Origin of the sequence: uncultured Acetobacteroides sp., from assembly GCF_963667355.2 — a bacterium.
In the GTDB taxonomy this organism is placed as follows: domain Bacteria; phylum Bacteroidota; class Bacteroidia; order Bacteroidales; family ZOR0009; genus Acetobacteroides.
The window spans coordinates 2970026-2995534 of record NZ_OY763328.2 but is presented as its reverse complement, the minus strand read 5'-3'; the positions used below and the strand labels follow the sequence as shown (position 1 = coordinate 2995534).

The window sequence follows — 25509 nt, the reverse complement described above, 5'->3', positions numbered from 1 at the left end:
CTTAACCCACCCCTACCCCTCCAGAGGAGGGGATAAAGAGTATCAATCATGCACTGGGGCTTAATAACGACTCCTCCATTTCAAAAACATAATTCTATGCATCCGCTTAGCTTATGCCTGAAAGGTGGGTACTAGGCACCGACGCTATCCCTGACAGGGTTTAGAACCCTGTCAGGGATAACCACCCATAAGCATACCCCATTAAAAAAGCCGACCTCAGCAGTCGGCTTTTGCCACATCTAGGAGCTGCACCCGCTCGGCCAAACACCTCCCCTCCCCCATATTTTAACCATCAAACTGATGGCTAAAATTGATTCCATCGTATATCTTTAGCCCGCTAACACTAACTTATTTGAGACGCAATTGTAATCATCACCAAAATGAATAAAGGACGAATAGCAAGAGCGGCGCTGCTAGCGGCAGCCTGCTGCTACGGCGGCACCTCGTACGCGCAGAAGGCCGAGGTGCCCATGCAAACGGGGAAGTTCGAGGCCAGCTGGGAGTCGCTGAAGCAGTACCAGGCCCCCGAATGGTTTAAGAATGCCAAGTTTGGGATATGGGCGCACTGGGGCCCCCAATGCCAACCCGAGCAGGGCGACTGGTATGGTCGCGGCATGTACGAGGAGGGTAGCAACCAGTACAAGTGGCATAAGGAGCACTACGGGCCGCAGTCGGAGGCGGGCTTTAAGGAGGTAATTAACGACTGGAAGGCCGAGAAGTGGGATCCAGAGGCCATCGTCAAGCTGTACAAGCGCTGCGGCGCCCAGTACTTCTTCGCCATGGCCAACCACCACGACAACTTCGACCTCTGGAACAGCAAGTACCAGCCCTGGAACTCGGTGAACCTAGGCCCTAAGAAGGATATCATTGCCGGCTGGGCCAAGGCGGCCAAGCACAACGGCCTGAAGTTTGGCCTCAGCGTGCATGCCGCCCATGCCTGGACGTGGTACGAAACCGCGCAGGGAGCCGACAAGCAAGGCCCCTACGCCGGAAAGCCCTACGACGGTAAGCTAACCAAGGCCGACGGCAAGGGCAAGTGGTGGGACGGCTACGACCCCCAAGAGCTGTACGCCCAAAACCATCCCCTCAGCCAAAAGGGCAACTGGGACAAGCAGTGGGACTGGGGCGATGGAGCATCGGTACCATCCGAGGCGTACTGCACCAAGTTCTACAACCGCACCATCGACCTCATCAACCAGTTTCACCCCGACCTGGTTTACTTTGATGATACGGCCCTCCCCCTTTGGCCCATCAGCAACGTGGGGCTGAAAATCGCCGCGCACTACTACAACCAAAACATGCAGCTCCATAAGGGGAAGCTCGAGGGGGTGATTTTCGGTAAGGTTCTTACCGCCGAGCAAAAGCAGTGCATGGTATGGGATGTCGAAAAGGGCGCGCCCGACCAGATGCAGCCCCTACCCTGGCAAACCTGCACCTGCATCGGCGGCTGGCACTACGAGCAGTGGCGATACGAGCAGGGCAAGTACAAGCCAGCCTGGGTGGTTATCCGCACCCTCGCCGACGTGGTGAGCAAGAACGGCAACCTGCTGCTCAACATCCCCGTAAAGGGCAATGGCTCCATCGACGATAAGGAGATAGCCGTCCTAAACCAGATAGCCCAGTGGATGGATGTCAACAAGGAGTCTATCTTCGATACGCACCCCTGGAAAATCTTTGGCGAAGGCCCGGTAACCGAAAAGGGAAACCCCATAAAGGTGCAGGGATTTAACGAGGGAGCCATCACCCAGCTCACCGCGCAAGATATCCGCTTCACCCAAAAGGGCGATGCCATCTACGCCATTGTAATGGCTTGGCCCGAGAATGGCGAGGTGCTGGTTAAGTCGCTGGGTACCGCCAATCCCTACGACGTAAAGAGCATTCGTAAGGTAGAATTGCTCGGCCACGGGAAGCTGGCCTACACCACCGATGCCTCGGGGCTAAAGGTGAAGCTGCCAGAGGTTAAGAAATCGGACATGGCGCTGGTGCTCAAGATTAGAACAAAGTAGCACTGCATCATACTGAGGGTAGTAATAAAAAAACGCCGACTTTGCAGTCGGCGTTTTTTATATCTTCATGTGGCGATCCATCTCGCGCTTGGCGTACACCCTCTTGCCTCAAACTAATGCGAACTTGACGCAGGTTATCGTTAGAGAGCTAGAGTTCCCTTCCACCTATACCACTTAAGAGATTCTTTTTATCAACAGATCATTGGCATAATTTTTGTCAACAACAAACAATGATTACTAATTATTTTATTTTGGAAAGCAAACCTGATTTAAAACAAAAAAGCGCATGAAAAAGTTCTTAGTCTTATTTATTCTAGCCTTCTTATTTATGGGGTGTGCTAAGAATGCAATAGTAACAACGAATGCCTGTAATTCTGCAAATCCAATCGAAGAGGTTGATTGGCTAAAAGCCATGAAGAACTCCCTAACAAATTGCAGCTGCGAGATGTCTATCATTCAGGGGACATACAACAACCAAACGGTGTTCTTTACTATGATTACCGACCCTCTATGCAACAGCGTTAACATGCCCACCCTGTACAGCTGCGAAGGGAAGGTCGTTCGGGTTTTTAATGAAACCGACTATCGCGAATTCAATGATAAAGTAACTACGGTGAAAGTGCTTTACCGATGTAAAACCACAAAATAACAGCCACAACCTTTCTATATGCAACAAAAACGCCGACTGTACAGTCGGCGTTTTCTATATCTTCATGTGGCGATCCATCTCGCGCTTGGCATCCTTCAGCTTCAGGGTTTCGCGCTTATCGTACTCCTTCTTACCCTTGGCAAGAGCGATATCGAGTTTCGCTAATCCCTTATCGTTAATAAAAAGGCGCGTGGCGATGATGGTGAGCCCCGTCTCCTGCGACTTGCGCTCGAGCTTCGCCAGTTCCTTGCGCTGCAGCAGCAGCTTGCGGTCGCGCCGCGGATCGTGGTTGTTGTAGGTTCCCCAGTAGTACTCCGAGATGTTCATCCCCTTAACAAAAAGCTCGCCGCGGTGGAAGTAGCAGAACGAATCTACCAGGCTCACCTTGCCGGCACGAATCGACTTGATCTCGGTACCCGTTAGCACGATGCCAGCGGTGTAGGTCTCGATGAACTCGTAGTCGTGGCTGGCACGCTTATTCCGTATGTTGACTTTTGGTTTATCCATGTTACGATGACAAAAAAGCAGAGCTCCGAGCCCTGCTTTACAAATATAGAAAAATACCTTCTAAAATGCGATGGCCAACAATCCCCGCAGAACAAGGTGGGCAATAAGGCTTATGCCCACAAAAATAAGCACGGTGAGCACGGTGTAGCCCAAGCGCTGCTCGGTAACGGTGCCCAGCACTGGCTTAAAGCCCAGCCAAAGTACGTACAGCGAGTAGAAGCACGCAAGGCGCATCAGCCCGTTGATTGGCTGAACCTGAAGGATGTTGCCGATGGTCATAAACAGCAATGCCGGAGCAATGGAGAAGATGGCCAGCTTAGCCGAAAGCGTCAGATCCTTGGTGGAGTCGAAGTTCACCGAAAGCTTTTCGATGGCATAGGCAAGTATGATTACCGAGCCACATGGGATAGCAAAGTCGATGATGGTTTGTCCAATAATCTCTCCGAGGCTCTCATCCTGCGTCCAAATCAAATCGCCAATAAAGGTCGACATGGCGTAAATGGCACAGAAAGGAATCAGGTAGGCCTTATACAAGGCGTTGATTTCAACCTTCTCCTCGCGGATTTCCTCCCATTCCATTTTAGGATTTCGAAGAAGATTGAAAATTCTACTCCAGAGTTGTTTAGGGTTCATTTGAGCGTGCGTTAAAAAAGCAGACAAAAATAGGCTATTTTTGCAGAATTACTCCCATGTTTTAAAGCATTTCATCTGCGATGAGCAAAAAATTATACGACCTTATAACCATTGTAGGACCAACCGCTTGCGGCAAAACCACCCTCGCTGTTGCGCTTGCAGATAGGTTGGGTGGCGAAATTCTATCGGCCGACTCGCGCCAAGTATACCGATGTATGGATATTGGAACGGGGAAAGATCTCTCGGAGTACCAGCTCAACGGGCGACATATTCCATACCATTTAATAGATATTGTTGATGCAGGAGTACGCTTCGACGTCTTCGAGTACCAGCAGGCATTCCTAAAGGCCTACAACGAAGTTGCCGCTCGGGGCAACCAAGCCATCGTATGCGGTGGATCGGGGATGTACGTCGAGGCGGTAGTAAAAGGGTACGACCTAAAGCCTGTTCCTCAGAACGACGAACTAAGGGCATCGCTCGAGGCGTACTCGCTCGAGAAGCTAACCGGTATGCTCAGCACCATGAAGTCGCTGCACAACAGAACCGATGTCGACACCAAGAATCGCGCCATCCGCGCCATCGAAATAGAGACCTACTATAGGGATCATCCGAACGAAAAGGAGGATTTTCCTAAGTTCACCAACATCTACTTTGGCATCGACATTCCCCGCGACCTGCGCCGCGAGCGCATCACCCAGCGGCTGCATCAGCGCCTCGACGAGGGGCTGATCGACGAGGTAAAATCGCTACTTGCCAAAGGCGTTACCATCGACGACCTCCTCTACTACGGGCTGGAGTACAAGTTTGTGGGCAGCTACCTCGACGGCAAGCTCGCCTACCCCGATATGGAAAGCGGTCTGGAGATGGCCATCCACCAGTTTGCCAAACGCCAGATGACCTGGTTCCGAGGCATGGAGCGAAAAGGTGCCACCATAAATTGGATTGAATACCAGCTTACGCTTGACGAAAAGGTGGAGCTGATTCTAGAGAAGATCGGACAATAGACAGTAGGGGAAAGTCAGCCAATTCAAATCATCGTAAATAATAGCACCCGAGCAAGAGGATAGCAATATCATATTATCGCCAAAATTGTACTTTTACCTCCAAATCGTAAGCAAAATCAACAAACAGAAGCGTAACAAAGACGAAAATGCATCGTTATGCAGGTAGCTACAAACGTTAGGACAAATTTATTTCGTATGAAGAAAATACACTTTAAACCAGCAGCACTGCTGCTCCTTTCTCTTATGGCATTCTCATCAGGAAAGGGGGCACACGCAGCAACCGGTGCAATAGCCATCGACACTGCGCTTACCAAGGAGGAAATCGCCAAGGGCATCCTCACCCCCGAAATCATGTGGAAGTTTGGACGCGTAGGCGCTCCTACCCTATCGCCCGACGGCCAACAGGTGGTATACCCCATCTCGTACTACAACCTAAAGGAGAACAAGGGCGTTACCAACCTTTACCTTTTATCTACCAAAGGTGGAGAACCTAAGAAGATAACCGACGAAAAGGGTTCGGAGTCGAATCCTGTATGGAGCAAGGATGGTAAAGCAATCTACTTCCTCTCGACCCGCGAAGGCGGATCGCAACTATGGAAGTACAACCTCAGCGATGGGGCAATGGCCAAGCTAAGCAGCCTCGATGGCGACATCAACGGTTTCACAATCTCTCCAGATGGTCAGAAGATTGCTTACGCAACCGATGTGAAGATACAAAAGGTTAGCGGCAAGGAGGTTTATCCCGAAATGGATAAGTCGAACGTGATGATCTTCGACAACCTGATGTACCGCCACTGGGATACCTGGGAGGATGGCTCGTACAGCCACATCTTTGTTGCCGACTTTAAGAACAACACCATCGAAGGTGCTATCGACATCAACAAGGATCAGGCATGGGACACCCCAATGGCAACCGACTACGACATTGCAGAGGTACAGTGGAGCCCAGACTCAAAGAAGATTGTGTTCGCCACCAAGCCGCTTACCAGCCGCCAGTACGCCACCAGCACCAACTCCGACATCTTTGTTTACAACGTCGAAAGCAAAACGACTGAAAACATCTCTTCGGATAATGCCGGTTACGACCGCTACCCCACCTTCTCGCCCGATGGTAAGACCATCGCATGGTGGAGCATGAAAACCGACGGATATGAGAGCGACCAAAAACGCCTCTTCCTAATGGACGTTGCAACTGGCGTAAAAACATACGCTACTGCCGGATTCGACCAAAACATCGAAACCTATACATGGAGCAACGACAGCAAGACCATCTACTTTACCAGCGGAATCCAAGGCACCGAGCAGGTATTTAAGATTGATGTGGCCAAGAAAGCCATCACCCAGTTCACCAAGGGCTACCACGACTACACCGCCTGCTGCTTCAACAACGGCGTGCTAGTTGGTCAAAAGATGTCGATAAAGATGTCGCCCGAAATCTTTAAGGTTGATATCAAAACTGGCAAGGAGACTCAGCTAACCTTTACCAACGCCAACATCTACCGCCACATTAAGATGGCCGAAACTCAGGAGCGTTGGGTTACCACCACCGACGGTAAGAAGATGCTCGTTTGGGTAGTTCTCCCCGTAAACTTCGATGCAAGCAAGAAGTATCCTGCCCTACTCTACTGCCAAGGCGGACCACAATCAACCGTTAGCCAGTTCTGGAGCTTCCGTTGGAACTTTCAGATTATGGCTGCTAACGATTACGTAATTGTAGCGCCAAACCGTCGCGGAGTTCCATCGTTCGGTCAGGAGTGGAATGCACAAATATCTGGCGACTACTCTGGTCAAAACATCAAGGACTACCTAAGCGCCATCGACGATGTTAAGAAGGAGCCTTGGGTTGATGCAAACCGTTTAGGATGCGTTGGCGCTAGCTACGGCGGCTACTCTACCTACTTCCTTGCCGGGAATCACGAGAAGCGATTCAAAGCCTTTATTGCCCACAACGGCATGTTCAACCTCGAAAGCTTCTACGCGGCTACCGAGGAGACCTTCTTTGCCAACCACGACCTTGGCGGCGCATACTGGGATAAGAGCAACGCCGTAGCGCAGCGCTCGTTTGCCAACAGCCCACACCGCTTCGTTCAGAACTGGGATACCCCAATCATGGTAATTGTAGGCGGTCACGACTTCAGAATTCCTTACACCGAAGGCCTACAAGCTTACAACGCTGCAAAGCTTAGAGAAATCCCTGCTAAGCTGCTTGTATTCCCCGAAGAAACCCACTTCGTTACCAAACCACAGAATGCGGTTATCTGGCAGCGCGAATTCTTCGGATGGCTGGATAAGTGGCTTAAGTAAAGATATGACAGCAATAGAAAAAGGGGTGAGCGTTACTGCTCACCCCTTTTTTACTATTCGAATTGATTCAGGTAGTCCCCCAACAAAACGTCAGTGCTTGATAGCTCAAACTTCTTCCGCAGCCTTGTTCGAATAGCCTCGATACTCTTAACGCTAATTCCGGTTATCTCCGAAATGCACCTAGTTGTAGTATTAACCCTTACAAGGGCACACACCTTATATTCATTGGGGGTTAAGTCAGGGAATCGGCTACTTAGGTTCTCATTAAAGTGCGGATGAAGTGCTACAAAGCTACGCTCAAACACCTTCCACAAATCGGTAACCCTATACTTTTCGACCTCTAAAACAGCTAACGTCATCCACCCCTGATATGCCACTGGCTGCTTCTCTTTTATCTTATTGAGCTTTGCTATAACCTTATCGACTAGCACGTTTTTCTCCTCCACCTCCAGCAGTTTCGTCAAAACCTCCTTATCCTTCAAAGCATTGACCTCATCCAAGCATTTGCTCTGAATGAGTTTCGCTTCTTCTATCGCCTTTTTATAAAGCCTCCGATACCTAATAAAACCTACTGCACCTAAAAATGCCAGCACAAAAAGAATAAAGAAAGCAAGCCCAAGCACAGCTAGGTGATCGGCTGCTCCATTTTCCGGATTGCTTCCAATGCCGCCATCTTCTGGCCCGACAGTTTTTTTATGGAAAGCAGCGATACTTACTGCATAGAATTTATTACAACTAATCCCCTCCTTGAAACTTCCCAAATCTACAGGGGCAAAATGCAACACATCAACAGCGTAAGCACTCCGGACTTGACATCCGAATAAATTCAAACATAGAAGGCAAAGGCAAAAAGCGGTGGCTAGTAAACGTATCATTGGATTTGTCTATGGTTATTTTTAATGTCCCGTAAAAATATAACTTTTACACATCTTTACAATTCTACCCAATAGTCTTAATTATAGCTTTGCAATCTCTTTCTGGAATTGTAAATTTGCCCCACTCGAAAACTAATAAAAAACCTCATGGAAATAAACGTAAGCTCGGAATTTGGAACGCTCGAAGGCGTTATCCTTCACTCACCAGGTGCCGAAGTGGAAAATATGACACCCGAGAATGCCCAAAGGGCGCTCTACAGCGACATTCTCAACCTATCAATAGCCAAGAAAGAGTACCAACAAGTAATAGGGGTCTTGAGCAAAGTGACCCAAACCTTCGAGGTAAAAGACCTACTTGCCAAAACCCTATCCTCGCCTGCCGTAAAGGAGGAGCTGGTTAGAAGTATTTGCGCAGCAGAGAAGCAGTACCAGCTAGTTGACGAGCTTCTAGCTCTATCACCAGTGGCCTTAAGCAAGGCACTCATAGAAGGGTTGCCGCTTAAAAGGAATAACCTAACAACCTTTTTAAGCGAAGATCGATACTCCCTGCACCCTCTCTTCAACTTCTACTTCACCCGCGATGCCTCAATCTCGATCAACAACAAGGTGCTCATTGGTAAGATGGCCAACAAGGTTCGCGATAGGGAGGCAACCATTATGGAAGCCATTTTCAACCACTCGGGAGAATTCTCGACAAGTACCATCAACCCCTACAACTCGCAAGATGCACGCCAAATTACCATTGAAGGTGGAGATGTGCTAATTGCCCGCGAAGATGTGCTAGTTATTGGGAATGGATGCCGAACCACAACACAGGGAATTGACTTTATCCTTTCCCAAATCTTACAGCAAGACAAGAAAGGCAGATTCCATATTATTGTTCAAGAGCTACCTCACACCCCCGAGTCGTTCATCCACCTCGACATGCTATTTACCCTGCTCGACTTCAACAAGTGCATGGTATACGAGCCAATAATTCTTAACAGCAACAAATTTCAGACGGTTCATATTACTGTAGATAACGGGACTGTAAGCATCCGCTCTGTTGACAGCATCCTTTCAGCACTTCGCTCGCTGGGCATCGATTTAGAGCCGATTGTTTGTGGGGGCACAAAGGACAGCTGGACTCAAGAACGCGAGCAATGGCATAGCGGCGCTAACTTCTTTGCCCTTGGGCCTGGCAAGGTGATGGGCTATGCGCGTAACGTAAACACCTTGGAGGAAATGAACAAGCACGGCTTCGAAATAATAAGAGCCAAGGATGTTATCACCAACCATATCGACTTGAGCGCACACAACAGATATGTTGTTGCTATTGATGGCTCCGAGCTACCCCGCGGTGGCGGTGGTGCTCGATGCATGACGATGCCTGTAAGAAGAACAAAGATCAGCTGGTAAACCCGCGAAACCATAAATAGAATGCACTTATCCTCCTGCCTATACAGGAGGATAATACGCCCTGATTATACATTTTGGCCGCCGAAACCATCCCTTGGCGTAACAGCGGTTGCCCCTGCTCGATCTAGGACTCCGTCGTAACCACCTATTGCAGCTGGCCTACCATTCAAAAGCAATGATCCTCGGCTATAAACCCCACTTCAACGCATCTCGTGGCATCTCGGAGGTAGGTAAGAGCCGCTCGGCAAGCCCCCAAAGCACCCTGCTGCAGCTTCAATAGCCTCAGAACACGCATCAGAGCCATCTCCAGCAGACTTTAATGTATCTCCGATATACCTCGAACGTATCTCCGATATACCTTTTAAGGGTATTAGGCATTGCGCTGAGGCAGACGGCAGGAGTTGCAGGCTATTTTCAGGGGCTGCGTAACCTTTTCAGGCCTCCCATGATTGCCCGGACAGGGGTTTAGATCCTCGCCTGCTTACATATTGCTGCAGAAATTTCGCTTGGGGATATGCTAATCAGGCAACGACAGACTTAATCAGATTTGCGGCATCTAGCAACGAGGTAGCAGATCGCATCTTGAGCCCTGATTCATCAAGTATTCTTTTGCCCTCAATAGCATTCGTTCCCTGAAGACGCACAATTACAGGAATTCCAATCGTCCCTACCTCCTTACACGCACTCACAATACCTTGGGCAACCCTATCGCATCGAACAATACCACCAAAGATATTTATAAGAATGGCCTTCACGTTCGGATCTTTTAGGATGATTCTGAACCCAGCCCCTACTGATGCTGCACTTGCACCGCCTCCCACGTCCAAAAAGTTGGCTGGAGCGCCACCAGAATGCTTAATGATGTCCATCGTTGCCATGGCCAAACCAGCACCATTCACCATGCAGCCTACATTTCCATCAAGCTTTACGAAGTTGAGCTTACAAGCAGCAGCCTCCACTTCGTAGGGGTCTTCCTCGTTCTCATCCCTATATGCTGCAATAGATGGATTTCTAAACAAGGCATTATCATCAATAGCCATTTTAGCATCAACCGCAAAAATACGCCCATCCGCAGCCTTTAGGAGCGGGTTGATTTCGAGTAGCGATGCATCAGAGCCAACATAGGCATTATATGCGGCCAGTATAGCCCTTCCAAAATTCTTCAAGGACACCCCAGAAAGACCCAACCTGAAGCCCATTTTCCTAACTTGGTAATCTTGCAGCCCTACTGGCTCAACAATTTCCCTAAATATAAGGTTGGGAGATTTTAGGGCTACCTCTTCGATATCAACACCGCCTTCTGCTGAATACACAATTGAATTTTTGCCAACCTTTCGATCCAGCAGAATGGAAAGGTAGAGCTCTTTCAATGGCTCCGAACCTGAAGAGTAAACATTCTCGGTCACCAGCACCTTACGCACCTTTTTGCCTTCTACACCGGTTTGATGCGTCACCAGCTGCATGCCAATCATTGCCTCGGCAATCTCATATGCTTGCTCTGCCGATATAGCCAGCTTCACACCACCGCCCTTACCACGACCACCTGCATGGATTTGAGCCTTAATAACACAGCTATCAGAATTTACCTCTTCCTTTAATCGAAGAGCAGCATCTAGCACCTCTGCGGGGGAAGAAGCAAGAATTCCAAAAGGAACAGGAACACCATACTTGGCTAAAATCTCTTTCGCCTGATACTCGTGCAAATTCATAAAGATGAAATGATAGATACGGTTTAACGCTAAGTTGTTATATCTTTACCCCTCTTTTATGGTAAACATGAGAAAGTTAGAAGTACACGAGTTAAACAGATTAGATGTCGAAGAGTTCAAGAGGATAGAAAAACACCCTGTCGTAATTGTACTCGACAACGTTAGGAGTCAGAACAATATTGGATCTGTATTTCGCACAGCCGATGCCTTTAGAATCGAAAAGGTGGTGCTAACAGGAATATGCTCAACACCACCTAACAAGGAAATTCACAAAACAGCCTTAGGTGCCGAAAACAGTGTTGAATGGGAATACTTCGATAAATGTACCGACGCTGTTGAAAGCCTAAAAAATGCAGGCTACACCATTGTATCTATTGAGCAAGTAGAAGGTAGCATTTCTCTCGAAAAGTTCACAATCGATCAAAATGCTAAATATGCATTAGTGCTAGGCAACGAGGTTAAGGGCGTCGATCAGGAAGTTGTGCAAGCAAGCGATTGTGCTATTGAAATCCCACAAGAGGGAACAAAGCATTCGCTCAATGTCTCTATTACAGCAGGGATTGTAATGTGGGAGTTCTTTCGGAAGTTTTCGTTTTAGCAGCCAAGGTTCAGTAGGCAATCGCCGATTATACGGCACAAAAAAAGGAGGCTCAAGGCCTCCTCTTTTTATATCAGAATCATCTATATACTATAGAAGAGATTGGAATGCAGCATTCTGAAGATATGCACGGAATTCGAATTCAGTTGCAGCAAGTTTCTTCAATGAAGCATCACCAGATACAGCTTGCTTCAAGTTGCTAAGCAATGCCGATTCGTTTCCTTGACGAGCAGCGATAACAGCCTTAAGGTAAGCACCCTTTGGAGTGTTAACTTGCTCAAGAACCTTAGAAGCATTTTCAGTCTTACCTACAAGAAGTAGAGCAAGAGCTTGGTTGAACGAGTTCGATCCTGCAAGGTAATCAACTGCAGCAGTGTATTGACCCTTAGTGATTGCAATGTAAGCAAGGTTGTGCTTAACTTGTTCACCAGCATCACCAGCTTGAACAAACAGCTTTTCAGCTTCAGCAATCTTACCTTGAGCAAGAGCAACAGCACCTTGGTTGTTCTTAACAACTGCATCGCTATTAATAGCAGCAGCAGCTTCGAATTGCTTAGCAGCCTCAGCAACCTTTCCTTGCATTAGGTAAACAGCACCAAGGTTATTAATTGCCTTGTAGTTTTTGCTATCAATTTGAATAGCGCCTTCGTATGCTGCAATTTTGTAAGATGGATCAGAAGAAAGTTTAGCACCATACACTAGTTGATCTGCAGAAATGTTGCTGAAATCCTTGTTTTGAATCTTAGCCTTGATTTGATCATCAGAAAGACCAATGCTATTTACGTTAGCAATAAGGTTAGACTTTCTAAGTGCTGGAAGAATTGTCTTCTTAAGGTCAGGCCAACCTGCAGATAGATTCTTGATTTCACGGTCGCGAACGTTAGGATCGCTATACATAGAAACTACTCGAAGGATAAGTTCCTTATCGGCAATATTTGAAGCGCTAACTAGTGCAACAAAACCATCCCAATCTTCACCAAGAGAGGTAACTTCTGGCTTGCTAACCACATCTTTAATCTTCTTGAAATCCTTCTTTACAGCATCCTTAGTAGAAGCACCACGCTTGGCAGAAAGTTTGTCGTTTAATTCAACTGGACCATCTGGAGAAGCGTAAGCCTTTATGGAAAGACCTTGGAAAGATTTATTTACAGTATCACCCTTAACCTTTGCAATGTATTGCTCTAAGTCTTTAACTTGAGACTTAGACAACTGCTTCTTTTCTACTATTGCCTTGTTAATCATGAAAAGAATTTCAGCAGATTGTTGTTCTGGAGTAACTCTTTGGTAAGATTGATCATAGAAAATTGGAGCAGCAGCAGGAGTTGCTAAAGTGTATAGAGCACTAACGCCATCAGCCAACTTATAAGGTTGATCGAATGGAATAGTCTTACCCTTATAAAGGATCTTTACACGAAGCTCAAGTTTCGCCATTCTAAGCTGATCGCTGTATGGGAATTCAACCTCTTGCTCATAGCTACCACCATTTTCGTAGCTAATAACCTGATTGTTATCCTTTACATCTTCGCCCTGAAGAAGTTTTGCTGTTGCTGCAAGTTCACCTCCATTATAAACCAAAACAGGAGTTAACTCAAGTACAGCCTTCTTGTTGAAGAACTTGACTGGGAAAGCAACGCTAATCTTAGCCTTAACAGTTCCAGCTTTTGCTTCAAGTGAAGATGGAACGCAGGATACCTTTACTTGGTCAACTGCCTTCTTCATCTTTTCAGGATTGCTACAACTTCCCAAAAGAAGTACTACAGCAACCATCCATGCTAAATAGCTGATACGAATGTTTCTCATAATCGCTTGTCTATTTTTGTATTAAAGTTTCTTTTTACAAACTCAGGCCATTCACCTGCAAACTTATAAATCTTTAAGCTAAAAAAGAAATAAATAGATCAAATAAATCGGTTTTCCTCTTTTACTCAATAGATAATGCGTAAATCACTTAGAATTAACAGCAACAAACGCCAAAAGTCAACACCCATGAACCACATTTAGGCTATTTTAACCAACAAAAAGGGGGAACAAATGCCCCCCCTTTCCTATAGTTATATCCTCATATTACTCTTTACGCTCAGGTCTCGAAGGGCGATCCCCACGTTTAGGACCATCGGGACGTGGTTCACGAGGTGCTTGCTCTGGTCGTGGAAGAAGTGCTCTACGACTCAACTTCAACTTCCCAGTCTTCTTGTCGACTTCAATGAGCTTTACATCAACAATATCACCTTCTTTAAGAACATCTTCCACCTTTTCGACACGGTTATGGTCAATCTCTGAAATATGGAGAAGACCATCCTTACCAGGTAGAATCTCAACAAATGCTCCAAACTGAAGAATTGACTTCACCTTTCCACGGTAAACCTCACCCTCTTCAGGAACTGCTACTATGGCTTTAATCTTTTGAGCTGCAGCAAGAAGTCCGTCTCTATCTTCACTAAAGATATCAACAATACCCTTATTTTCAACCTCAGTAATGGTAATTGTAGTATTAGTCTCCTTTTGGATTTCCTGGATGATCTTACCGCCAGGTCCAATAACCGCGCCAATAAACTCCTTAGGTATGATGATTTGCTCAATACGAGGAACATGTGGTTTGTAATCCTCTCGTGGTTCTTTTATCGTTTCTAAAATCTTACCTAAAATATGCATACGCCCAGCACGAGCTTGATCTAGCGCTTGAGATAGTATCTCATACGACAACCCGTCAACCTTAATATCCATTTGAGTAGCAGTGATACCATTCTCAGTTCCTGTAACTTTAAAGTCCATATCACCAAGATGATCTTCATCGCCAAGAATGTCTGAAAGGACAGCAAATTTTCCCGTCTTCTTATCTGCAATAAGCCCCATTGCTATACCTGAAACTGGACGCTTAATCTTCACACCTGCATCCATAAGAGCAAGAGTCCCAGCACAAACAGTAGCCATTGATGAAGAACCGTTAGACTCAAGAATATCTGAAACAACGCGAACTGCGTATGGGTTTTCAGGATTCTTTGGAACCATAGGCTTAAGAGCACGGAATGCAAGATTTCCATGTCCAATTTCTCGACGGCTTAGTCCACGTGAAGCACGAGCATCACCAGTTGAGAAAGGAGGAAAATTATAGTGAAGGACAAACTGCTCGGTACCTTGATTAAGAACCTCGTCGATTTGTTTCTCGTCAAGTTTTGTTCCAAGCGTTACAGTAGTAAGCGACTGTGTTTCTCCACGAGTAAAGACAGCTGAACCGTGAGCCGATGGAAGATAGTCCACCTCACTCCATATTGGACGAATAGTTTTTGTGTCGCGTCCATCAAGACGTACTCCTTCGTCAATGATCATACGACGCATGGCCTCTTTAAGTACATCGTGGAAGTAGCGTTCTACAACAGGTTTCATACCGGCAAGAACCTCTTCTGGTACTGATGCCTCGAATTCTTCAAGAACTGCAGCAAATTTATCGCTACGTTCATGCTTCGAGGTCATTCCTTTTGCTATCTCGTATACTTTATCGTAGGTTTCTTTCCAAATCTTTTCACGAAGTTCTTCGTCATTACGCTCATGGCAGTATGTTCGCTTAGTGGTTTTACCAACCATTTCAGCAAGTTCTACTTGGGCGATACAGTGCTTCTTAATTACCTCATGAGCAAACTTGATCGCATCAAGCATATCCACTTCCGAAACTTCATTCATTTCACCTTCTACCATCATAATATTATCGAGGGTAGCGGCTACCATAATGTCTATATCGGCATCCTTAAGCTGCGAGAACGTTGGGTTAACCATCAGTTCGCCATTAACTCTTGCAACACGAACTTCTGAAATTGGGCCATTAAATGGAATGTCGGAGACAGCCAACGCTGCAGATGCGGCAAGACCTGCAAGTGCATCTGGCATAGTATCTTTATCTGCAGAAATTAGGTTTACAGTAACAAAAACCTCTGCATGAAAATCATCTGGGAATAGAGGACGTAGAGCGCGATCAACCAATCGCGAAACTAGAACCTCATAGTCAGAAGGCTTTGCCTCTCTTTTCATAAACCCACCAGGGAAACGACCTGCAGCTGCATACTTTTCCTTGTAGTCTACTGAAAGTGGCATAAAGTCAACGTCCTCCTTGGCCTCCTTTGCAGCAGTAACAGTGGCAAGGAGCATCGTATTACCCATCTTAACCACAACAGAACCGTCAGCTTGCTTGGCCAACTTCCCTGTTTCTATCTCAATTACCCTGCCATCACCAAGTTCAATTGTTTTTTTGATCGCATTATACATATAAAAACCTCTTTATTAATTCCAATCTCGTTATAAAAAAACAAATATACTCCTTTTGTTAAAAAGGAGTATAAAAAAAGGCAATTTTGCAATTGCCTTTTAAAATTATTTTCTCAAGTTAAGAGCCTTGATAATTGCTCTATATCTTTCAATTTCCGTATCCTTCAAATACTCGAGCAATCTTCTTCTCTTACCCACCAACTTAAGTAGCGAACGTTGGGTGTCATAATCCTTACGGTGGGTTTTGAGATGCTCGGTTAAATGGTTGATACGGTATGAAAATAGCGCAATCTGACCCTCTGCTGAGCCAGTATCGGTATTAGACTTCCCGTACTGTTGAAAAAGTTCTTGTTTTTTCTCTGCTGTTAAATAACTCATCTCTAAATGTTTTTATAACGTTCGCCTATAAAGACGCGCAAAATTAAGCAATATTTCTGGTTCGGCAAATCATCCACCCACTTTTTTCTACCAATTAACTTCAGAAAAGCTTAACCATCAGCAAAAACTAGCATATTGCAATTCTAGCGCATACAGACGCCTCCTTCTACAATTTTTTTCCCTATTGGGCAGCACAAACAGCGTTTTTCATCGCAGTACACCTTTTTTAAATGCAGCAAAGCCTGTGTGTAAAATGCAGACTTTACTGGCATACCCAACCGCCTCCATCTATCAACTACACTATTATTATCAGGGGAGATAGCATCAAGCAGATCAAGTGCTTTTTCTTTTAAATGGTATGCGTCATTCATATGTCCATATGCAAAAACGAAAGGAACAAGGAGATTTATACCAAGCAGATTCAAGGCGCCATTCCCCAAACGCTTCTTCTGCGAAACAGTTGTTTTACCAAACACGAAGTGATCTTCCCAATAGGGTGAAAGTTCTATATTCGAAAATAACGCACAGAACTCTTCGAAACTGCTGCATATTACTATGCTGCCAAATATTGATGAATGTTCATGAAGCAAACTTGCAAGTTGCGCTATACGTATGGTTGGAAAATTTTGAGGCCTAGTTCTCAGAAATTTCCACATACTTTTATCCAATGGTTTCAACTTGTATTTTGCTGATAAGAATTGGTACTCGAGTTTTAAGGTTGTCGTATATGTGTCATCTTCAACATTGCAGAGTAAGCCTGCTTGTCCAAACAGCAACGCTTCTATTGACAATCTGCTGTTACGATGCTTTAGTATCATCTGATGTGGCAAAGCTTTTGCCAACAACTCGAATGGTAGCGAGTTTATTGAAAATCCAAAGTTTCTCAGAAGAAAGATATAGGCAACCTCTTCCCAGTTACTTGATGTTCTCTTAAGTTCATGCTCAATTGCTTCTACTTTTTTACCCAACTTCTCGACCAGCAATCTTCCTAAAAATTGCTTTATCAAAAAGGAATCAATTTCAGCAATATACCTTTCGCAAGGAATCCAATCAGACGAGTTAATCATCTCGCGATATCGGACTTCAAGGCTTTTATCGAAGTGTAATACAGCACACTTAACAGAAGTTCCAGTCGTTCGAGTTATCTCCACATCATCATGATTAGCAACAATGTGCATAATTACACTGTCATACGCCTTGTCGGTATGATGGTTGTGCTTTAGCCAGTCTGAGGTATTTTGGTGAACTTCTACATTACCAGCCCAGAGCTGACCATCGATTTGCAACTTAGCATTGAAAAAATCGGGACCTGAATCACCATTTTGACTACCAGCATGCAGCACTTTAACGTTTTCGCCCGAGATGCACACCAACTCTCTTGTGTCAAAAAGCTGAAACTTCCATATAAATTGCAAGAAATGTTCACTCATCATTTTGAATGTTTAAAAACAAGACCAACCATTTGAGATTAAATATACAATAAATCTCACAGAACTAAAATGATTGCATTTGTACGGTAAAAATTACACGATCCTCTCTATATTATTTACAGCAAACAGGAACTCGTCACATTAAAATATTCTAAATGGCCACATCAAACAATCAATAAAAGATTAGTTTTAGCGCTCAAAATAGAGCAAACATGTCGAATAGAATTGAAATTGTCGTTGATAACATTGGGAATAAAGCACATGTTGAACCTGGAATGTCATTATCCGACATAGCAAAATCTCAGAATATAATGTTAAAGCATCCTATTCTAGGTGCTTTTGTAAACAACAAAATTAAAGAGCTTTCATACAAGATTTATTCTCCAAAAACTGTTCGTTTTATTGATATCACCCACCAAGCAGGACGGAGAATGTACGAGCGTTCGCTATTCTTTGTCCTTAACAAGGCCATAAAAGAGGTACTTCCTTCCAAGCAGCTGCGAATAGAGCACTCCATATCAAAAGGCTACTACTGCGAAATAGAGGGTATGGAAGGCGTTGACCTCGAAATTGTAATGGCAATCCTCGATAGAATGAAGGAAATAATTGATGCAGATCTTCCTTTTACCCGAATAAAAATGCTTACAGAAGAGGCTATTCCTCTTTTTGAAAAAGAGGGATTGAGCCAAAAGGTAAAGCTGCTAAAGACTAAGCCTAAACTATACACATCCGTCTATAAGCTAGATGGCACTATAGACTACTACTACGAAGAGCTAGTTCCGTCTACAGGTTACCTTACTAACTTCGATTTGGTAAAGTATTTCGAGGGTATGCTTTTAATGACTCCCAAAAAAGACAATCCAGAGAAACTAGAAGACATCATCCTACAAAACAAGATGTTCGATATCTTTCAAGAACAAAAGGATTGGCTTAAGATTATTGATGCAGAAACAATCGGAGATCTTAACCAGACCATACTGGAAGGAAACGGCGGGGAACTAATTAAGGTTGCAGAAGCACTCCATGAAAAAAAGGTTGCACAAATAGCCGATCAAATCTACAGCAGGAAGGACGTACACCTTGCGCTCATTTCAGGTCCGTCATCAAGCGGAAAAACAACCTTTTCGAAGCGTCTTGCTGTTCAACTTCGCGTTCTTGGGCTAAAGCCAGTAACTATCTCCATGGACAACTACTTTGTTGACCGCGAGCACACCCCTAAAGACGAAAATGGCAACTACGATTTCGAATCGATTTACGCCGTTGACATAAAGCAATTCAACACAGACCTAACCGCCTTAATGAACGGAGAGACTGTTGAAATTCCAATATTTAACTTCGAGACAGGGCAACGAATTTACAAGGGACACAGGCTGAAAATTGACAAAAACAGCATCATCATCGTTGAAGGTATCCATGCACTAAATCCTATGCTTACCTCGATGATTGAGGATAAGAAAAAATTTAAGATCTACCTTTCGGCACTTACATCTATTTCGATGGATAGGCACAACCATGTACCAACTACCGACAACAGACTTATCCGCCGAATTGTACGCGATGCTCGATACAGAAGCTACTCAGCCTACGAAACCGTAAAAAGATGGCCCAGCGTCCGTAACGGCGAAGAAAAAAACATTTTCCCCTACCAAGAGTTTGCTGATGTGATGTTCAACTCGGCCCTACTCTACGAGCTGGCAGTCCTAAAACAATATGCAGAACCTCTCCTTAGAGAAGTACCTCCTACTGCCCCTGAATACGCTGAAGCTCATAGACTCCTTAAATTCCTCAGCTACTTTGTTCCTCTCCTGGAGGAAGAGATTCCACCAACTTCAATTTTAAGAGAATTTTTGGGAGGAAGTAGCTTTAGTTTTTAATCATACTGCACTGTTTTTATAGCACTTAGAACTAGACAACAGAATAAGTCACCAAAAACTTATTCTGTTGGTTTATGCTAGGGCTATGATTTCCAAATATCTTTTATATTTTTAAGCTATATTTAGAGATGATCTAGACTAATTACCGAACTACAAGTAACCTAATAGGGAAATGTTGCGATTTTTTGGATTATTACTGGGATACTTCTTACTATCTACCACAATAGTGCATGCTGGCGACAACCCTGTTTTGGTAGTTAACGCTCCAAAACAGGCAGTTGCAGGTTCTACATTCGTTGTAAACGTAGAGGTATCAAATGCAGAGATGCAAGGGATTGCCCGATTCATGCAAGTGCTCCCATATGGAGTTACCATTGAACCCGCTGAGTGCGCAAACTCTGATTTTGAGTTCGCCAATCAAACGCTAAAACTAATGTGGTTCAGCCTTCAAAAAACCAACTCCCTGAAATTCTCGTACAAAGTTGTTACCCATGCAAACATAAAAGGTTCACTTAATTTGAGCGGATCGTTTGTTTTTATCAACTCTAGCAACATACACACTACAGCGACAGGCAATGATGTGGTGGTAGAGATCACCCCTGCACCCAATGTTAGCCCTGCAAATGTGGTGGACATCAAAAACTTTAAAAGTAAGCCAACTCCTGAAAGCAACCTAACATTCATACCTGCAACGCAGCAGATGGAGTCGCTCAAGATGCCATCAAAAGCATTAAGGCAGGTATCGTACGATGCAAAGACAGACACCTACTTGGTGAGCATCCTGTTGGATAAGGGAAAGGCTAACAAATATGCCAAGCTGGAGGAAACCATTCCTCAAGGATATACTGCCGAATCGGTTGAAACGAGAGGTGGTGTTTTCGACTTCAGCAATGGTAAAGTGAAATTCCTGTGGCTTGATCTTCCTAGTCAACCCCGCTTTTTGGTGAGCTACAGGCTAAAGCCCAAAGCTAAGCAAGCCGATGGAAAGGCGCTTAGCATAACCGGCTACTTTGCATTTATGGTAGCCGATGCTACTGAGATTCACGAGGTAGCTCAGGCTCAGGTGGACCTGAAGAAGTTTGCAATTACCTCGGACGTGAGAACTAAAGGTCGTGCAACAACCGCTGGTGGAGCCCGCGAAATTCCAATTAAGTACGTAGGAATTGCCAAGCAACCCCAGCAGGCGAAGAAAGCAGAGACTACTGCCAAGGTTCAGGAAGCGCAGAAGCAACAGGCGAAAACGCCTACGACTGCTCCCCTGAAGGCAAATACGAAGGCTGCTGAAGCGGCCCCAACAAAACAGGAAACTTCTAAGCAGGAAGCGCCTAAGCAAGAAGCTTCAGAAACCAAAGCAAAAGCAGGAGTCGCATTTAAGGTGCAGCTTGCGGCCGTATCCAAGGAAGCCGATAAGGCAGGCGCAGCAAACCGGTTCAAGACAGACTCTCCGCTTCTTAGGGAAGAAATTAATGGGATGGTAAGGTATCTCGTTGGGCCTTTTACAACCTACAACGAAGCCCTTGCCGCTAAGAATAAGGCAAAACAGAGCGGCTATAAAGATGCATTCCTTGTAGCCTACAATCAGCAGGGCTCGCGTATTAGCATTAAAGAAGCCTTAGCGTCGGATAAAAAATAAAGTTGGATGAAGCATATTCTCAAAAAAATTGTAATCGCATCGATACTCATTGCTGGAGCAAATAGCGCCATAGCCCAACAGGATGAGCTGGAGGAGATCTGGCGAAAGAACTTGAGAACCGAGGTTCAAGTAGAAAATCCAACATACCGTCCGGTTATTGGCATCGGCACCGGCTGTCTGACCTTTTGGGGTGACTTGCAGAACCAAGGAAACTCCTCCCTACTCGGGAACTCGGCCTTCAAAATAAACCTTTCGGGGTTCATCGATAAGAAGCGAAACTTTAAGTGGAACGTGTTCTGGCTTAACGGGCAGATATCCGGAAAGTACGTCCAATACGACGGCACGTTCGGCTTCATCAACTTTAAAACCAGCGTCAACCAGTTTGGGGCGAACCTGGAGTACACCTTCAACTCCCTCTTCAAAAGGGGGCGATTCCACCCCTACATTTCGGTTGGCTTTGCGCCGCTCAACTTCTCGCCCATGGGCGACTTCCTCGACAAGTCGGGGGCCCTCTACACCGCCACAACGATTACGAAACCCGACGGCAACTACGAGAGCAACCTCAAGAAGTACTACAAGAATTTAAACTATAGCGAGAATACCTTTACCGTCCCGATTGATGCGGGCCTCGACTTTACGCTGCACGACCGTATCGGCATACGGCTGGGGGCGTCCTACAACATCACGTTCTCGGACGAGCTCGACAACATCTCGCCCAAAACGGTGAGCGCAATCAATAGCGGCACGAAGGGGCCCAAAATCCCAACCTCGCTGAAGGTAAACAGCAGCAACGACGCCTACCTGTTTACCTACCTAGCGCTCAACTTCGACCTGTTCTCCGATAGGAAGTCGTACATCATCACCAAGCTGGCCATGGACATCGAGAACGAGCCTACCTTACAGGCCGACCAAGATTGGGATGGCATTCTGGACCCCGGCGACGATTGCCCCGACACGCCATCGGGAGTCAAGGTGAACGACTTCGGCTGCCCGCTGGATACCGATGCCGACGGGGTGCCCGACTACCTAGATGCCGACAACCGCACGCCGGTGGGCTCGACGGTGAACAACAAGGGGGTGGCCATCACCAAAGAGGACTTCAGCATACTGGACAACCAGTTTGCCGCCGTTCGCCGCGAGGATGCCCGGATATTTCTCGCCAACAACGGAAGGAAGCACGCCTACAAGCCGAAGGGGGAAATGCCGGCCAAGTACGCCTCGGTGGACACCAACAAGGATGGCGACATCTCGTACGACGAGCTGAAGAGGGCCGTGGATGACTTCCTCGACAAGAAATCGAACTTTACGGCTGCCGAAATATCGGAGATCTACGAGTACTTCTTCGCGCAGTAAGCAAGCCGCCTCCCGACATACCTTATACCAGCAGAGGGTGCCTAAATGTATTTTAGGCACCCTCTGCTGCTTAGTAAAGGAGGCGCGGCTGCCGTCCTTCCCCTTTGCGAGCTTCCGCTGCTGTGGCAACAATGGTTGATTCTCTTAAGGAAATCCACCATTGTTGTCGCTCAATAGTAGATTCTCTAAGGGAAATCTACCGTTGTTGTTGCTCAATAGAAGATTCTCTAAGGGAAATCGACTATTGTTGTTGCTCAGTAGCAGATCCTCTAAAGGAAATCTACCATTGTTGTTGCTCAGTAGCAGATCCTCTAAAGGAAATCTACCATTGTTGTCGCTCAATAGTAGATCCTCTAAGGGAAATCTACAATTGTTACCGCTCAGTAGTAGATCCTCTAAGGAGAATCTACCATTGTTGTTGCACCAGGGCCCCATATACGGCAAAGGCCGGGCATTGCTGCCCGGCCTTTGCCGTATATGTATCGTATGCCCTACTCGGCTGGCTGCTCCTGTGGCTCCTCCTCGGTACCGAAGTCGACGCTATTGTCGAGCAGCGAGTCGAGCGAGCTTGCCTTAGGGGCGTAGCGCGTGTGGCAGGTGTACTCCTTGGGAATCTTGCCCTGAGGCTTGGGGAATTTCCCCCTGAACTGAGGGAACTTATCGTCCTTCATCACCTTTTCCATAAAGCGGCCGTAGATGGGGAGCGCGGTCTTACACCCCTCACCCAGCTCGGTGGTGCGGAAGTGAACTGCCCTCGACTCGGCGCCTACCCAGCTGCCCGATATCAGGTTTGGCGACACGCCGATGAACCATCCGTCGGACTGGTTGGACGATGTTCCAGTTTTACCGCCGAAATCGGTGCCCCACTTAAACAGGTCGTACTCGAACAGCGCCTGCGTGGTGGCGCCGGGCTCGGTAAGCCCCGACTTCAGCAGCTCGAGCATGTAGAAGGCGGTGAGGTCGTTCAGGATCTTCTTCTTTTGGGGGCCGGCCTCGTAGATCACCTTCCCCTTCTTGTTCACAATCTTGGTTACCAGGATTGGCTTCACGGAGTAGCCCCCGTTGACCATTGGTGCATACGAGTTCACCAGCTCGTAGAGTGACACGTCGCTGGAGCCCAACGACACGGAGGGCACGCTTGCCAGCGGGGTGGTAACCCCCATCTTGTGGGCGTAGGCGATCACCCGATTCCACCCAACATGCTGGGTGAGCTGCACGGCAATGGAGTTTATCGACTTGGCGAAGGCATGCTTCAGGGTAACCTGCGAGCCGGAGAAGCTGCCGTTGGCATTCTTAGGCGTCCAAGACTTCTGAACGCCCTTTTCCACATAGTTTACGGTAATAGGGCTATCCACCAACTTGTCGCAAGGCCCAAATCCGGCATCCATCGCGGCAGTGTACACGTAGGCCTTAAAGAGCGAGCCTGGCTGACGCTTCGACTGCTTCACGTGGTCGTACTTAAAGAAGGGGTAGTTGATGCCCCCCACCCACGTTTTTATGTAGCCCGAGTTCGGATCCATCGACACAAACCCGGCATGCAGGAAGCGCTTGTAGTAGCGCAGCGAGTCCATCGGGCTAAAGGTGGTATCCTTTACGCCCCCCCAGGTAAAGACCTTCATCCTGCGAGGCTGATTCATGTAGAAGTCAACAGAATCGGCTCTACCTTTATACTTATCCTTCAGCGCGGCATACCGGCTGGTTTGCTTCGCGGCATCCTCGATAAACCCGGGGATTTCGACCCCTTTGGTATCAGCCCAAGGATTCTTCCCCTGCCAGTGGCCCTCGAATCGGCGCTGCAGCGGCTCCATCTGCTCGGTAACAGCCTCTTCGGCATACGCCTGGAGGTCGAGGTTGATGGTGGTGTATATCTTAAGGCCGTCCTCGTATAGGTCGATATCGTTCTCCTTGAGCCACTGCTTGAGGTAGCTGCTCACCGCATCGCGGATGTACGAGGCGTTGCCGTCAATATTTTCGTCGGGATTGTAGGCCAGCTTCAGGGGCAGCCTCTGCAGCGAATCCCTCGTCGAAGCCGAGATGTAGCCGTACTTGGCCATCTGCTCCAGCACCACGTTACGGCGCTCGAAGGCATTCTTTGGCCTTCGGATGGGGCTGTAGTAGGTAGGCGCCTTGAGCAAGCCAACCAAAAGAGCCGACTCCTCGGTTCGAAGCCTGATCGGCTTCTTGGAGAAGAAGGTTGCGGCAGCCGTCTTTATGCCGTGCGAGTTGCTCCCGAAGCTCACCGTGTTGAAGTACATGGTAAGAATCTCCTTCTTATCGTAGAACATCTCAATCTTAATAGACGTAATCCACTCCTTTAGCTTATAAATAACGACATTGATGCCGGGGATATACCCTATCAGCCCCTTCGAGTAGTCGTCGCGGGTTTTAAACAGGTTCTTCACCAGCTGCTGGGTGATGGTGCTACCACCTCTCCTATCGCCCTTGGCGGTAGAGTAGAGCGCGCTAGCCGTACCCTTAAAGTCGATACCCCAGTGGTCGTAGAAGCGGGCATCCTCGGTAGCCACCAGCGCGTTTACCAGCGAAGGTGGGAGATCCCTATAATCAACGGGAGTACGGTTCTCAACAAAGTACTTTCCTATTAGCTTACCGTTGTCGGAGTACAGCTCCGAGGCAACGTTCATGGAAGGGTCCATCAAATCGGCTATTCTCGGAGAGCGACCAAACAGCCAAAAGATGTTGATGTCAATCAGAAAAAGGGCAAGGAATATCGAGACAAAGACTACCCCCGTATAAAAGGCGATTTTCTGGTACCACTTATACGATCGTGCCGTTACAAATCGACCTTTAATCCACGCTAAAAGCCTCTTCGAAATATCCTTAAGCCAGTTGAGCGCAGCGATAAGCTGCCCTTTTTGAATATTCATCCTAAGTCGTTGATTT

18 protein-coding genes are annotated in these 25509 nt (G+C 46.7%); 9 read left to right on the top strand and 9 right to left on the bottom strand.

Annotation, left to right across the window (positions count from 1 at the left end; genetic code table 11):
* The first annotated feature begins 380 nt into the window (after positions 1 to 380).
* Together ACHZA1_RS12325 and ACHZA1_RS12320 are read left to right on the top strand one after the other, a co-directional pair.
* Complete coding sequence (locus ACHZA1_RS12325) at positions 381 to 2006, top strand: alpha-L-fucosidase (protein WP_320052181.1); 1626 nt, start codon at positions 381 to 383, stop codon at positions 2004 to 2006.
* Positions 2007 to 2292: 286 nt separating this feature from the next.
* Positions 2293 to 2655 carry a hypothetical protein gene (locus tag ACHZA1_RS12320; protein ID WP_320052180.1) on the top strand — a complete coding sequence of 121 codons (363 nt, stop codon included), beginning with the start codon at positions 2293 to 2295 and terminating at the stop codon, positions 2653 to 2655.
* A 54-nt stretch (positions 2656 to 2709) separates the two neighbouring features.
* Here ACHZA1_RS12320 and smpB read toward each other — a convergent pair whose 3' ends face one another.
* Both smpB and ACHZA1_RS12310 read right to left on the bottom strand, forming a co-directional pair.
* A complete protein-coding gene (smpB, locus tag ACHZA1_RS12315) occupies positions 2710 to 3162 on the bottom strand; it encodes an SsrA-binding protein SmpB (RefSeq protein WP_320052179.1) in 453 nt (150 codons plus the stop codon).
* 60 nt (positions 3163 to 3222) lie between these two features.
* Positions 3223 to 3795: a Yip1 family protein gene (locus ACHZA1_RS12310; protein ID WP_320052178.1), complete on the bottom strand. Its 573-nt coding sequence runs from the start codon at positions 3793 to 3795 to the stop codon at positions 3223 to 3225.
* Between the two features lie 80 nt (positions 3796 to 3875).
* Between ACHZA1_RS12310 and miaA the strand changes: the two genes are divergently transcribed.
* Both miaA and ACHZA1_RS12300 read left to right on the top strand, forming a co-directional pair.
* Positions 3876 to 4799: a tRNA (adenosine(37)-N6)-dimethylallyltransferase MiaA gene (miaA, locus tag ACHZA1_RS12305; RefSeq protein WP_320052177.1), complete on the top strand. Its 924-nt coding sequence runs from the start codon at positions 3876 to 3878 to the stop codon at positions 4797 to 4799.
* A gap of 195 nt (positions 4800 to 4994) precedes the next feature.
* Entirely contained in the window at positions 4995 to 7103 is a 2109-nt protein-coding gene (locus tag ACHZA1_RS12300) for a S9 family peptidase (protein WP_320052176.1), read from the top strand.
* Positions 7104 to 7156: 53 nt separating this feature from the next.
* Here ACHZA1_RS12300 and ACHZA1_RS12295 read toward each other — a convergent pair whose 3' ends face one another.
* Positions 7157 to 7978: a helix-turn-helix transcriptional regulator gene (locus tag ACHZA1_RS12295; RefSeq protein WP_394701032.1), complete on the bottom strand. Its 822-nt coding sequence runs from the start codon at positions 7976 to 7978 to the stop codon at positions 7157 to 7159.
* A gap of 147 nt (positions 7979 to 8125) precedes the next feature.
* On the opposite strand from ACHZA1_RS12295, the gene ACHZA1_RS12290 reads away from it, so the two are divergent.
* Positions 8126 to 9376, top strand: a complete 1251-nt coding sequence (locus tag ACHZA1_RS12290; RefSeq protein ID WP_320052174.1) for an arginine deiminase family protein — start codon at positions 8126 to 8128, stop codon at positions 9374 to 9376.
* Between the two features lie 521 nt (positions 9377 to 9897).
* On the opposite strand, the gene sucC is transcribed toward ACHZA1_RS12290, so the two are convergent.
* Positions 9898 to 11085 (bottom strand): ADP-forming succinate--CoA ligase subunit beta, encoded by a 1188-nt coding sequence (gene sucC, locus ACHZA1_RS12285; protein WP_320052173.1) that lies wholly within the window; start codon positions 11083 to 11085, stop codon positions 9898 to 9900.
* A 67-nt stretch (positions 11086 to 11152) separates the two neighbouring features.
* Between sucC and ACHZA1_RS12280 the strand changes: the two genes are divergently transcribed.
* Positions 11153 to 11683 (top strand): RNA methyltransferase, encoded by a 531-nt coding sequence (locus ACHZA1_RS12280; protein ID WP_320052172.1) that lies wholly within the window; start codon positions 11153 to 11155, stop codon positions 11681 to 11683.
* A gap of 90 nt (positions 11684 to 11773) precedes the next feature.
* Here ACHZA1_RS12280 and ACHZA1_RS12275 read toward each other — a convergent pair whose 3' ends face one another.
* The 4 genes from ACHZA1_RS12275 to ACHZA1_RS12260 all read right to left on the bottom strand — a co-directional run bounded on the left by ACHZA1_RS12275 (position 11774) and on the right by ACHZA1_RS12260 (position 17751).
* Positions 11774 to 13483 carry a TPR end-of-group domain-containing protein gene (locus ACHZA1_RS12275; RefSeq protein ID WP_320052171.1) on the bottom strand — a complete coding sequence of 570 codons (1710 nt, stop codon included), beginning with the start codon at positions 13481 to 13483 and terminating at the stop codon, positions 11774 to 11776.
* A gap of 264 nt (positions 13484 to 13747) precedes the next feature.
* Entirely contained in the window at positions 13748 to 15940 is a 2193-nt protein-coding gene (locus ACHZA1_RS12270) for a polyribonucleotide nucleotidyltransferase (RefSeq protein ID WP_320052170.1), read from the bottom strand.
* A gap of 105 nt (positions 15941 to 16045) precedes the next feature.
* Entirely contained in the window at positions 16046 to 16318 is a 273-nt protein-coding gene (rpsO, locus tag ACHZA1_RS12265; protein WP_320052169.1) for a 30S ribosomal protein S15, read from the bottom strand.
* A 143-nt stretch (positions 16319 to 16461) separates the two neighbouring features.
* The gene (locus ACHZA1_RS12260; protein WP_320052168.1) at positions 16462 to 17751 is read right to left on the bottom strand and encodes a DUF2851 family protein; all 1290 of its coding nucleotides are present in this window, start codon (positions 17749 to 17751) and stop codon (positions 16462 to 16464) included.
* A 209-nt stretch (positions 17752 to 17960) separates the two neighbouring features.
* On the opposite strand from ACHZA1_RS12260, the gene ACHZA1_RS12255 reads away from it, so the two are divergent.
* From ACHZA1_RS12255 to ACHZA1_RS12245, 3 genes are all read left to right on the top strand, one after another.
* The gene (locus ACHZA1_RS12255) at positions 17961 to 19622 is read left to right on the top strand and encodes a nucleoside kinase (RefSeq protein ID WP_320052167.1); all 1662 of its coding nucleotides are present in this window, start codon (positions 17961 to 17963) and stop codon (positions 19620 to 19622) included.
* Between the two features lie 172 nt (positions 19623 to 19794).
* On the top strand, positions 19795 to 21255 hold the full coding sequence (locus ACHZA1_RS12250; protein WP_320052166.1) for an SPOR domain-containing protein: 1461 nt from the start codon (positions 19795 to 19797) through the stop codon (positions 21253 to 21255).
* 6 nt (positions 21256 to 21261) lie between these two features.
* Entirely contained in the window at positions 21262 to 22608 is a 1347-nt protein-coding gene (locus tag ACHZA1_RS12245) for a hypothetical protein (RefSeq protein WP_320052165.1), read from the top strand.
* Between the two features lie 491 nt (positions 22609 to 23099).
* On the opposite strand, the gene ACHZA1_RS12240 is transcribed toward ACHZA1_RS12245, so the two are convergent.
* On the bottom strand, positions 23100 to 25493 hold the full coding sequence (locus ACHZA1_RS12240; RefSeq protein ID WP_320052164.1) for a transglycosylase domain-containing protein: 2394 nt from the start codon (positions 25491 to 25493) through the stop codon (positions 23100 to 23102).
* Between the last annotated feature and the right edge of the window lie 16 nt (positions 25494 to 25509).